9 protein-coding genes are annotated in these 12,233 nt (G+C 32.4%); 1 reads left to right on the top strand and 8 read right to left on the bottom strand.

Annotation, left to right across the window (positions count from 1 at the left end; genetic code table 11):
- Nucleotides 1-133: 133 nt before the first annotated feature.
- The 8 genes from QWY92_RS16110 to QWY92_RS16145 all read right to left on the bottom strand — a co-directional run bounded on the left by QWY92_RS16110 (nt 134) and on the right by QWY92_RS16145 (nt 10,961).
- On the bottom strand, nt 134-958 hold the full coding sequence (locus QWY92_RS16110; protein WP_290273103.1) for a hypothetical protein: 825 nt from the start codon (nt 956-958) through the stop codon (nt 134-136).
- 5 nt (nt 959-963) lie between these two features.
- Nucleotides 964-1,728, bottom strand: a complete 765-nt coding sequence (locus QWY92_RS16115) for a phosphodiester glycosidase family protein (RefSeq protein ID WP_290273105.1) — start codon at nt 1,726-1,728, stop codon at nt 964-966.
- 216 nt (nt 1,729-1,944) lie between these two features.
- Nucleotides 1,945-3,381, bottom strand: a complete 1,437-nt coding sequence (locus tag QWY92_RS16120) for an RICIN domain-containing protein (RefSeq protein ID WP_290273108.1) — start codon at nt 3,379-3,381, stop codon at nt 1,945-1,947.
- Nucleotides 3,382-3,561: 180 nt separating this feature from the next.
- Nucleotides 3,562-5,076, bottom strand: a complete 1,515-nt coding sequence (locus QWY92_RS16125) for a S1 family peptidase (protein WP_290273110.1) — start codon at nt 5,074-5,076, stop codon at nt 3,562-3,564.
- A 1-nt stretch (nt 5,077) separates the two neighbouring features.
- On the bottom strand, nt 5,078-5,689 hold the full coding sequence (locus QWY92_RS16130; protein ID WP_290273112.1) for a hypothetical protein: 612 nt from the start codon (nt 5,687-5,689) through the stop codon (nt 5,078-5,080).
- A 78-nt stretch (nt 5,690-5,767) separates the two neighbouring features.
- Complete coding sequence (locus tag QWY92_RS16135) at nt 5,768-7,369, bottom strand: eCIS core domain-containing protein (RefSeq protein WP_290273114.1); 1,602 nt, start codon at nt 7,367-7,369, stop codon at nt 5,768-5,770.
- 108 nt (nt 7,370-7,477) lie between these two features.
- The gene (locus tag QWY92_RS16140; RefSeq protein ID WP_290273117.1) at nt 7,478-9,259 is read right to left on the bottom strand and encodes a serine hydrolase; all 1,782 of its coding nucleotides are present in this window, start codon (nt 9,257-9,259) and stop codon (nt 7,478-7,480) included.
- Nucleotides 9,260-10,211: 952 nt separating this feature from the next.
- Entirely contained in the window at nt 10,212-10,961 is a 750-nt protein-coding gene (locus QWY92_RS16145) for a DeoR/GlpR family DNA-binding transcription regulator (protein WP_290273118.1), read from the bottom strand.
- Between the two features lie 166 nt (nt 10,962-11,127).
- Between QWY92_RS16145 and QWY92_RS16150 the strand changes: the two genes are divergently transcribed.
- The gene (locus QWY92_RS16150; protein WP_290273120.1) at nt 11,128-12,231 is read left to right on the top strand and encodes an acyltransferase family protein; all 1,104 of its coding nucleotides are present in this window, start codon (nt 11,128-11,130) and stop codon (nt 12,229-12,231) included.
- The last annotated feature ends 2 nt before the right edge of the window (nt 12,232-12,233 follow it).

Genomic DNA, 12,233 nt, shown 5'->3' on the forward strand with positions numbered 1-12,233 from the left:
AGGGAAGTTTTTTTATGGTTATACCTATGTCTTAAATTTAGTATTTTTATAAAAACACTAAATTTAAGACATATAATAAGAAAGAACAAAAGAGAGGGATAAGGTTGATATACACGCAGTGTTATATGCAGTATTATTTTTTTGTTTTAACTGAGCTATAAAACGTGTGCGCCCTAGCACCATTCCTTTTCCAATCATTTTCCATGATTATTAATTCTTCTGCTTCACCATTAATTTCAATATAATCTCCATTAGGCTTCCAGAGAGCATTTATGCGCCATTTAAATATTTCACCTTTTCTAACCAAATCAATATGAAAAGGAGTGGCATCCCTAAAACCGGTTATATTTCCAGTTTCACCATTATCAAAATTATAAGTGCCAGATAAATTACCGCTAATTTCATGTAAATTCATTTCTCCATTATGAAAACCTAATTTGAATTTCCATAAACCGCTAAAATTGGAAGAAGAAGGTTTGTCACTTTTATAGGGTGGTTTTATACTAACCTGAATACTGTCCTTATAGGTATTGTATTTTGTTGTAATTATCGTTTTAATAGATGTTTTTCCAGATTTGATAGTTTTAAAATTTATACCAGAATTATCAAGGAGCAGATCTGCGCCTTCTACAGTAGGGAATTTGAATGTATTGTTACCACTACTTAATGTTAAAAAAGTGTTATCATAAATAATTTCACAAGTGCCCTCGGCGATACTGATCTTTGATTTAGGTTTTATTAAAATATTATCTAGTTTTAAGTTATCACCTAGATAAACATTTTCTGGAATTAATATTTTGACCTCAGCTTTTTCACGATAAAGGAAATGGTAAAAATTATCTTTTAATGGTGTTAAGTAAAAGCTCAAAAGACCAATAGCTAAGGTGAAAACACCTCCAATGAAACTATTTATATGTTCTGAAAATATATTTTTAAGTAGTTCTTTATTAATTTTCATTATGACTAGTTTTTAATTGTAATAATATTAGGGACGTAATTGATTTCTTGATATCCTACGTGCATATTCAAAGCGGGAAAATATAAATGTGAACTCGGACCACCATCTAAGGCTAAAGCTATTTTTGTATTGGGATAGTCTGGTTTTTCATTTTTGATTAAAATTTCCGAAAACTCATACAAACTTATAGACCTTCCTTTATTGTTAAATACAGCACAAATTATTAATTCATTGGAGTTCGTAATCCCGATACATATTCGATCAAAATGAATTTTATCGTCCGAATATATATCATTCTCAAAATTTTTCACTAGTATTGGTTTTGATTGTATAGCCTCGTCAAAATTGACTTCATCTAAATCCTTTATGGCAACTATATCGATGGAATTATCTTTTTGGAATAAAAAACCACCAGTTTCCCATTTTATTTTTTTTGATTTTATATTTCCATTTTCTATTATTAATCCTAAAGGCATTTCTTTATTAGATTTATCATATCCCCAAAAGCCACCACTGATTAATACAATGGATTCTAGCGTTTTAAATTCATTATAAATTGAATCCATTTCACCTTTGATTTTTACTTCCTTTACATTAAGTTTAGCCGAGTTTAGTGGGATCTTTAGATAATACAATTCTAGTCCATAGGCAAAAGAGGACCGGTCATTTATCTGTTTATGATATAAGGTAAGCGTATCTGTGTTGGTCTCAATAAAGTATCTTTTTTCATCACCATTGTATAAGTCATTAACCAATTCTTGAGATTTCACTTGATAACAATTAAAAATACTTATAAATATGATATATTTTAATGATCTCATTTGTTGTAAATTTATTGTTGTTAATGATACAAGTAAATTGGATATAACGTCTCGGCTATGGTTAGTGCGGGAATTAAAAGTATTGAACTTTCGATTAAGCACTTAGCCAAAACTTTTGATTTAGCCTAAAATCCGCATTAATTATAGACATTTTTGGCAACTGGCTTAACTTCCATCTATTTGAAAAGATAAGGTTGTTCCATTTCCATCTTGTGCTCCTTTAATTTCAGGTGATGTCAATACGTGGCAACTTCCATTTGTTTCATTTGGTGATAAATTTCCACAATCAATAGCTTTCAATATATAAACGTGATTATCAGTAAGATTAATTTCTTTGGGAATACCAGATGGACAATTGCTGCCCTGCCATTGATTATTTAAGACTCCCTTATCTACCCAATTGCCATTGTTAGTTGTAACGTCATAAAGCCATAATCTAACTGATTCCGTTTTGCTGTCATGACAATTGGTAATCAGTAATTTAGAAACACCTTTTGATGGGGGGCGTTTTGGTGGAGTGGAGGTGTTTGGAGTAGTACATGTTTCGACACTAAAAGTAGTATTTTCAGCTGACCATTTACTATATGCTTTTACACGAAAACAATGCTCTTTTTTATTTCCTGTCGAATTACTTTCAATACTAAATTTATAACTACTTTTTTGAGGCTCAATAGTGATATGTTCATTGTCATTATCTACTCCTATAGTTAATCGTTGTTTAGATAGTTTTGTTACGTCGTTATTTCTTTTCCAAGTAATGTCCCCTTTAATTTTATATGCGTAGTGCCACTTCCAAAACTTCCAAGTTGATTGGTCTAGATCTCTTTCCCACTCAAAGTTAGTGAGTTTAATATCAGTTGGTTCGTTGGGAGCAGTTTTTAAAATTTTCCATTTTTGGAGATTACTTCCTGTAAATTCACCTAGCACTAAAGTTCCACCCGAATTTAAGCCTAGTGGCTCAATTACATATTGCTTTTTGAATTCGGCACTTTGAATATAATACATATCAGGTTCGTTTGGAACAGGGATGATTTTCCAAATTTGTTTTGCCTTAGTCGCCAAGCTATTTGCTAGATGAATGGGTGATACGCTCAGTTCATTTTTTTCTTCAATTGTAAATTCGTAGTTGTTTAATGTCTTTCGATTACTATGGTTTTCTCCGTCAGTAAAGACCATTGGTTCACTCGATAGTGCGGGTTGATGTAAATTATTTTCTATCGGTTGTACTGGACTTGTAACAAGAGGAGGAACTTTTACTGAAAGATAAAAATCAGAAGATAAAGAGCGATTGTCATAAGCCATTATGTAACGTGCATCATTTCCAAATCTATCAGGAATATTCGAACTTGTTAATTTGAACATTTGTGCTTTAGAGTAGTTAAGTGAATGTGGCCATATAGTTGTCCCTTTTGTTTTTGCGTTACCTTGAACATCTAAAACCAAATTTGTTTGAACATTTTCAATATAAACCCAACCTGACCCCAAATTTTGGGATAAAAGAGTAGGGCAATTAAAAATTAAATAAATTGCACACAGAAAACTAGTCATTAAATTTTTATTGCATCTTAGATTTTTTTTACAAAAAAAAAGGAAATTATTCATGATTTTTTTGATTTAAAAGATTAATTATAATTAAAGTCATTTAGATTTTTTATTTAGATTTTTGCCAACGTTGCGTATAAGAATAGTAGCCGACTGCGTGGTACTTTCTTGTCAAGTTACAAGAGGGTTTAAACCCTTCACTATTAAGGCTTTTATTTTATATATTGTTGGTTTTTGTTTTTACTTCCTGTTATAACTGTTGGAAAAACCTCCCATATGAACACCTAATACGAGCTGAGAGAATAGTCTATATTCACTGCATGATTTTTCACAAGCAGATGATATGTTCTGTGATTGGCATTGTCCATTGCTCATACAATTACTAAGGTTATTGGTGTTTTCAACGGTGCTACTCATATTTAGAGCTGCAGCACCCATGTAATAATTCCCTCTTCCAATGTGAGTTTGAAATGAGTATGTTCTAGGGATATAATTCTTTTGTTCAAATGTGTTTACTTCAATCTCATATCCTCTATATGCTTCTCTGTTCACTTTAACACCATCATATCTAATTATGGGGCCGTTACTATAGCTCCAATTAAAATCTTTTTGATACGTTAAGTTTCCTCCATCTATAGACACTATCTTCTGTTGAAAATTATTAGCGCTTGAAGCATATCTTAGAGAAGGGTTTGGGTTTAAGTTTTCAATATGATCTGGATATATGACTAATTGAAAATCAGCATTTCCAAAACGCCCTACTATCAAGTCATTGTTTACGTCTAATTTTGTTCCTTTCGGAACACAGAAAGTCATTCCTGAAAATAAGTCTTCATAAATGTCATATTTGAATTGAAGGTAATTGGTGTTATTATACATCGAGTAGCCGTTTATTAATTGCCGCAGCCCTAGGGGGTCATCAATGGTAGACATCATTTCCTGAATAGTTCTAACTTTCGTTTTAATAAATTTAAACTCCTTGTATTCTATAAAGTCAACATGACTTTCTTCCAGTATACTCTCTGAAGCAAAAGAAACTTTAGATACAACTCCACCACAATTAAGTATATGTGGGAAACCTTCACTAGAAATATGTAAATTATTGAGCTTGTTAGCTTTTATTCCCCAACTAATAGAATTGGCTCCTTCTTCTAATCCACCATCAGCTATACCAACTAAATTTCCATTAAGGTCAATAATCGGAGCACCAGAAAACCCAGGTAAAAGCGTGCCATCCAAATACAATATTTCAATCGATGGATTCGGTCGTTTACATGAATTTAAAGCATCTTTTACAGTTTTAGGTAATAGCCCTTCAAGTCTTCCATTTGAGCTGTATCCAAGCCTAAGAGTCCTGTCAATAATTGTATTTAAATTCCCTTTTCCATTGTAGCCCATCGTGTAAAGACTGGAATTTAATCCAAGGGAATTATTGATATTTGAAATAATTGTCAATTGCGAAGAAGCTGATTCAAGTTCAAGAAGCACCAAATCATGCTCTTTTAAAACTTTTATAACCTTAGCGCTCTTTACATCATTAGCAAGGGTTATCTCAATTTGATTGTGATTGTCAATTAAATGTAAGGTGGTAACAACCCAATTATTTTTTCTCCATAAAAATCCAGTACCGATTTTATCACCACTTTGGACTCTAACAATTGCGCTTTTTAAGTTCTCGATTGTTGAAGTAGAAGGTTGTGCTTTCAGATAGAATGAAGAAAAAAGCAATAAGTGAATAAATATAATTTTTTTCATGCTAATTATTATTACATAAACATTGTTGAAAAATGTGAAGAGTGGTTTTTTGATTATCTATATCAACTTCTTTCTCAATTGCATTGGCTATTTTCTCCCAAACTCCTCCTAGACGTTTATATGCATTAAGCTCATTTTGAATTGGAAAGTCTTTGTCTTTGTATCCTTGTGTTTTTTCACAGTCTGAGATTGAAACCTTAGTTCCATAGAGCACTGATTGTGCTCTTTTTCTATCTATAGTGGAATCAACTTTAACCCCTGACGGAACAAAACCAAAACGCTCATACAAAACAAATGCCTTTGCTTCATCCATACTAAAAATACTATCAGCAGTCCACATTTCTATTTCTGACTTTAGAGTTGGTGTAAACGAATTGTTAACTCTGAAAAATAAGCCGATTATAATTGCCAAAGAGCAAAATAAACCAAAGGATCCAACCCTTAGTGTTTGTGAATTAGAGTCACCTTTTTCCTTAAACCCCAGAAGTACAAGTAGGAATGAAGCTAATGAACCTATTATTAACCCCACAGTTCCAGAAGTAGACATGCCGATGAGTAACCCTATTAGAATCCCAAGTCCAGCTCCACCAAATATTGCTGTTGATTTGTTCATATTTTTTTGATTAAATTAAATCCAACGGTCTGAATAAACGCTCGTTTTAATGGCGTTTATTTTTTGTTATAGGCATTTTTATTCTCTACCACCTGCATAAAATGCTCCATCTATCAAAACTTCAATCCTTAATAGACTACTAAAACGTCTTGATAATAAATCTTGCAAATAATTTGCGAGTCCTTCTTGTGTTTCATCTACCTTATTCATTTGATCTGACTTCAATTGTATTACAAGGAGACCTTTGCCTTTTTCAGAATATCTCATTTGCTTGTTGGCAGTGGTTGCACGATCATTAATCCAATCTTTGAGATCCTTTGAGTTCTTAAATGGTTTGTCACGTGTTTTGAGTTCTACCAAATTCCCATTTATATTGAAATCAGGGGTTGTTACCTTACCACTTTCACTTTCAATTTCCAATTCAGGAATAGCTGTTAGTTCTCCGATTCCTTCACTTGCATGTCTTTCTATAAATTTCAATTCTCCTAATGCTCCAGAAGAGCCAAGAATTGCATCTTTGACTAAGATGCTGTAATCTCCCAAAATTTTATCTGACGAGAGGACTAAATCAAACCGCTGCATAATTCCAGTTGCGTAAGCAGGATTGATTTTTCTAAGCTCAGTTAATGTAAATCCCCCAACTACAATCAGCCAAGCCAAATCATATTCTGAATAACTACTAAGAAAAGTCTGTATTTCTTTAAGCTCTTCACGAACCCAACTGATTTCAAAATTTCCTCTATCATTTTCTCTTAAAATATCCAAAAAAACCGTCAATTTTGGGTTGAATTGACTTGGGGCAATTTCTTCTGGCTCTTCACCGTAACCTGATTTTAATTCAGTTTGTAATTCTCTTAGACCACCTTTGAAATATCTATCTACATTATCCCAAGCAACAATCTGTTGTATGTGTTCTCGAGGTATTGGTTTTCGTCCACCATGAGATAGTCTATTAATTACTTCTTCTGCTGAAAGATATAAAACATCTTTTTTCTCTCTCAGGCTTATCATTCTTTGAAAAACAGAATTTGATTGTTGTCCGAAACCAAACAAATTCGTTTTTTTAACTTTCTTCTGAGTTACTAACGCTTTATCTCCCATCTTATCCGCCTCTTTCTCTAACCCCGTATCATCATTCACATTCACTCCACCTTTCAGCTGCATGGTAGATTTTACTCGACCTTGCTTTTGTTGCACCACATGCCAAGCTTCATGAGGCAAGTGCCTTTCTTGTCCGGAAGCTAAATGAATATCCGTTCCCTGTGCATATGCGTGTGCTTGTAATTGAGCAGGTTTATCTGAATTGTAATGCACTTTTACATCATCCATAGAATATCCCGATAGGCTTTCAATTCCTGATTTTAAATTATCAGGTAAACCTGTATCGTTTCCTTTTTTCTGAATGGGGTGCTGATTTTGTGTAGAATGATTATCAGTCATAGCCTGCAATTGATCTACTTGCTTAGCCAGGGGGCTGTTGTTGGCCATTTCCTGAAAAACTTTCAACTGCCTCACCTGTGGACTATTATTCATTACCTCCTGTAGTTTCCGTTGTGCAACGGCTTCAGGTCTATTGTCTACAAACTGAAAAGCAGACTCACTATTGCTCTGTTTTTGAGAAACAGCATTCGCCACAGATTGGCTTTTATTCTCATGTGTTTTATCAACGTGTGTCTGCATAACTTGTTCTTTTCGAGTTGCGCTTATTGCCTATAACATTGTATATAGTTAGTGTTAACTATATATCTATTTTAGGGTTAATGCTACTTTTTCATGGTATTATTAAAACTATTTTATCTTCTTACATTCAAATATTCCAGAGGGTGCTTTATATTTCAAACCAGAAATCTCATTATTTTTTTGTATGAATTCAATTTGTAGGTCATCGAATTTTTCCACTTTAAATATGTGTTTTTTATAAGGAATAAGTACCTCGTCTGTAGTTCCTAGCATGGTTAGCCTATTATCTTTTATTTTTAATTCAAACTCGGAGCCAGCATATTCATATGTCCCCGTGTATAGATTTAATATTTCTGGGCTTGATAAAGATTCATCTATTTTTTTATTGAATGTAACTTGGCCTTCATCAATTGAAATCACGGCCGTAGATATTTCACCTTGTGGACTAACACTAAAATTAATACTCCATTTTCCTAGAATTTCATCATTTGGCGTGTCGAATCGGTTGTAGTGATAATGTTGCAGAGGTAAAGTTGTTCTCCTAAAATTGAAATTAACGGAGTCATTTTCTTTTCCAATAATGAACTCACCATAGACCTCGTTAACATAAGTGCCTAAGTAGTCATTTATATTATGTGTTGGAGAGGTTCCTTTAACATTATCAAACCCAACTTGAGCTCTGGCTTTTTTGCCCATTTCTTTCCTTTTAAAGTGGTCAGCCAACAATCGACCATTCCAATCTGTTTGCTTCAATCCTAAAAGCCTATCTACAAGGTTATATGCTATAATTGTATTGCCTAAACTTGCCCCATGATCACCTATTGAAAACGTTATAATTCCTATATCATCATAAGGTAGTATTATTACTTGCGAGTGAAATCCTGGCATTGCCCCACTGTGTCTTGTTAATACATTACCTTTATAAATCATAATTTCTCTTGCCATACCATAAGTAGAATTTAGCTTTTCTTTATAGCCTTTTTCTTCTAGATCTGAATTTCTAAATGCAATGCCTGGTTTCAAGGTTTCATTAATTATAGAGGTAGGTATTACCGCTTTGTTTTTATACTTACCATCTTTCATAAGTGCAATTACCCAGTGTGAAAGATCATCTAAACTTGTTATAATAGCTCCTGCAGGTCCTACACCTGCACCATCTTCTTTAAGAGGGATTTTATATAGAAGCGTAGTATCTCTTATCTCGTTATAAGGAACTCCATGATCGCTTGATTTTTGCATTTCGGCAATGGAAAAAACAGTGTTGTTCATTTCAAGTGGAATGAAAATATTTTCTTTGACATATTCTTCCCATGTCTTTCCGGTTCTGAGTTCTATTGAATAACCCACCGCTGTATACATGAGATTATTGTATATAAAGTCTTGGCGTAAGGGGATAGATGGTTCTAGGTATTTAATACGTTCAAAAAGTTCTTTGCGTGAAAAGTCTGATTGAAACCAAATCATATCATGTCTAGAAATACCAGTTTTATGCCCCAACATATCTCTAAGTGTTACATTACTGTTTAAGAAATCATTGTAAAACTGAAGTTCTGGAACAGATTCTGTAATAGGTTTATCCCAGTTAAAAACTCCTTTTTCTACTAACATACCAGCAGCTATTGTAGTAAAGAGCTTAGTGTTAGAGGCTATTTGAAATAGCGTGTTTTTTGTAACAGGAAGTTTGTTTCCATAATCTCTATAGCCATATCCTTTTACGAATACAAGTTCTCCATTGTGAATGATTGCAACACCTGCACCTGGTTCATTCCAGTCATTCAAAACATCAGACATATATTTGTCAAAACCTTTAAGTGATTTGTTAATATTAATTTCCTGGGCTATAATATTGATTGATAAGAGCGAAAAAAATACGAGAATAATGTTTTTCATAATAGCTGGTTCATGTTAATTCTATTATCTTAATAACACCAAACATTAATCAAAGAGCCAGTAAAAAACACGTTACTCATCGACAATATTTAGCGTTAATTACTAAAATTGACTTGTGCTTATAATTATGAAAACAAATAGGGAGATAGGGTAATAAGCTTGTTTATAGCTTATTGGAGTTTAAATATAGGTAAAAAAATAAACTTTAAAGATTTTTTAGTCTTTTTTTATTAAAAATAAAATCTTAATAATATGATTCCAATTCTATAATGAATACTAGTTTAGTAACTCTGAAAGTTTATAACTATTCAATAGTTTCTTTTAAATTAATGGGAGGGAAGAATGAATTTCTCAGTTATATATTTAGTTTATTGCTCAAAGGAAATCGTGTTTTAAGAAGGCATAATTTACTAATGAGCCGATTGATTTTGTTAATTGGCTCATTATTTTATATGTTTTTGAGCCAATTCGTAATATAATCGGCTCATGACTTATAATTGGTAGCAAAAAGATTGGACAAAATTCAGCTATGATAAATATTATGGTAGCTGAAGCCTTTAAAACTTCCGAAATTGAAGGTGATGGACGTTGTACAGCTTTTCAGATTAATTTTTGAAATCTCTTTATCTTTTTCTCAATTCTAACGTTATACGACACGCGCTATAGAAATATTAAACTTTTTAGTCATTTTAATCATAAAAATAGCACTAATTATTACCTTTGAAATTCGGGTGCTAATTTCCGTGTGACTTTCCGGGACTTTTTGTACCTCATTTTACGTTAAGCCTTGTAAATAAAGAAAAGTTGATTTCTGTATTGGAAAGTAAATACCAAACCCTTTTAATTTCAACATTTGGTCCTTCAAATTATAAAATTCGAGAACAAATGCATTGTGCATGGTCGGATAAATGCATAAATTTAAAAAATAAGTTGTTTGCTTTTCAGGTCTGTTTTATAACAAATTTACTCCAGCTGAAATATATTCATTAAGTATTGGGTCGTCTAAGTCGAGGTTAGTTACCACAGTGTCTATTTCATTCAAACCACAAACATCAAAATTAAGTTTTTCGTTTAGCTTGTTGGAAGTCACTAAATAAACAATATGCTCTGCCGAATTTATCATGGCTTTTTTTATTAATGAAACTTCATAGCCTTCATCTGTTATTCCTTGGTCTATGCTTAGACCGCTTACGCCCATAAAGCAAACGTCTGCTCTTACGTTCGATAAATATTGAATAACATCAATTCCCGTAGTAACCATAGAGCTTCGGTGTATTTTACCACCAATAAATATGGTTTCTATTAAAGGGTGTTCTGTTAATTGCATTGCTATTGGTAAACTATAGGTATAAATAGTCGCTTTTAAGTCTTTAGGAAATAATTTAGCAAGCATTAAGTTTGTAGTTCCGCCACTCATAATAATAACCATATTATCTTCGATTAAAGAGATGGCTTTTTGTGCAATATGAATTTTGTTTTCTCTATTATATATAATGTCTTCATTGTAGTGGTATAACTTTTGAATAGTTGAAATAGCGCCACCATGTACTTTTGTAATCAATCCTTTTCCATCCAATTCATGAATATCTCTTCTAATAGTATCTTCGGAAACTTCAAGTTTTTCGGATAAAAAACTTGAGCTAACCTTTCTGTTAATACTTACTTCGTCTATAATTTTTTTTTGTCGCTCTTTTTTCTTCATGATTCGTAAATGGAATTCTTCAAAAATAATTTTTTCAAAATAAAGGTGCAATTTTTTTGTTGTAAAAATGCAATTTTATGCATGTTTTAGTGCTGAATACGTAATTTCGTAAAAATAATTGATACATTAGGGGTGTTTACCGATAAAAATTTAAAAATAAATGATTATGAAACGTTCAGATAGACTAATTTCTTTAGATGTTTTAAGGGGTTTAACCATTTTGTTGATGATTTTGGTTAATACTCCTGGTAGTTGGGCTTATGTTTATTCTCCATTACGGCATGCGGAGTGGCATGGGTGTACACCGACAGATTTAGTATTTCCTTTTTTCTTATTCATAGTTGGCGTGTCTGCTTGGTTTTCGGTTAAAAAGTATGCAACTAAAATGTCAAAGCCTATGTTTTTTAAAATAGGAAAAAGAGCTTTGATTATTTTTCTGTTGGGTTTGCTGTTGAATTTATACCCTTATTTTGATTTTAGTAATGTTAGAGTAATGGGGGTTTTGCAACGTATTGCTATTGCTTACGCCTTCGGAACCATTATTTGTTTAAGTTTTGAAAGGAAAAAGATATTAGTTGTTTTAGGATTGATTGTACTTGGTTATTGGGGGTTGCTTTATTTCGGAGGAGGGACAGATCCTTATTCTTTAAATGAAAATATTGTTAGAAAATTTGATTTATTCGTTTTTGGCGAAAACCATATATATAAAGGTTTCGGTATTCCATTCGATCCTGAAGGGTTGCTGTCGGCTATACCATCTATTGCAACGGTAATCATTGGGTATCTTGTTGGTCAGTCTATAAGTCTTGAAGCTCATGTGTTGTTAAAATCTAAAAAACTAATGACTTATGGGGCTTTGCTTACTAGTTTAGGTTTTGTTTGGGGGTTTGTATTTCCGATAAATAAGGCGTTATGGACGAGTTCTTATGTGTTTTTTACAGCTGGCTTAGCGACATTGTTTTTAGCTCTATTAATTTATGTTATCGATTTTAAAGGATATACTAAATGGGTTAAACCTTTTATTCACTTCGGAACAAACCCGTTATTTATTTTTGTTTTTTCGGGCTTATATGTAAAAACAATAAGTTATTTAATTAAAATACCAACTCAAGATGGAGAAATTTCAGGATACAAATACTTGTATAGTAAGGTGTTTGTTCCAATTGCTGGCGATATGAATGGGTCATTATTATTTGCTTTAACTCATATTGTCGTTTTTTGGTTTATTTGTTTTTTGCTGTATAAAAATAGGATATTCATAAAAATATAGTC

Source organism: Algibacter miyuki (assembly GCF_030409805.1).
In the GTDB taxonomy this organism is placed as follows: Bacteria; Bacteroidota; Bacteroidia; order Flavobacteriales; family Flavobacteriaceae; genus Algibacter; species Algibacter miyuki.

What these genes read in the sequence shown, in the direction of transcription:
- QWY92_RS16145 (WP_290273118.1), bottom strand. Translation starts at nt 10,961, where the DNA reads ATGAAGAAAAAAGAGCGACAAAAAAAAATTATAGACGAAGTAAGTATT.
- QWY92_RS16130 (WP_290273112.1), bottom strand. Translation starts at nt 5,689, where the DNA reads ATGAACAAATCAACAGCAATATTTGGTGGAGCTGGACTTGGGATTCTA.
- QWY92_RS16125 (WP_290273110.1), bottom strand. Translation starts at nt 5,076, where the DNA reads ATGAAAAAAATTATATTTATTCACTTATTGCTTTTTTCTTCATTCTAT.
- QWY92_RS16135 (WP_290273114.1), bottom strand. Translation starts at nt 7,369, where the DNA reads ATGCAGACACACGTTGATAAAACACATGAGAATAAAAGCCAATCTGTG.
- QWY92_RS16140 (WP_290273117.1), bottom strand. Translation starts at nt 9,259, where the DNA reads ATGAAAAACATTATTCTCGTATTTTTTTCGCTCTTATCAATCAATATT.
- QWY92_RS16110 (WP_290273103.1), bottom strand. Translation starts at nt 958, where the DNA reads ATGAAAATTAATAAAGAACTACTTAAAAATATATTTTCAGAACATATA.
- QWY92_RS16120 (WP_290273108.1), bottom strand. Translation starts at nt 3,381, where the DNA reads ATGAATAATTTCCTTTTTTTTTGTAAAAAAAATCTAAGATGCAATAAA.
- QWY92_RS16150 (WP_290273120.1), top strand. Translation starts at nt 11,128, where the DNA reads ATGAAACGTTCAGATAGACTAATTTCTTTAGATGTTTTAAGGGGTTTA.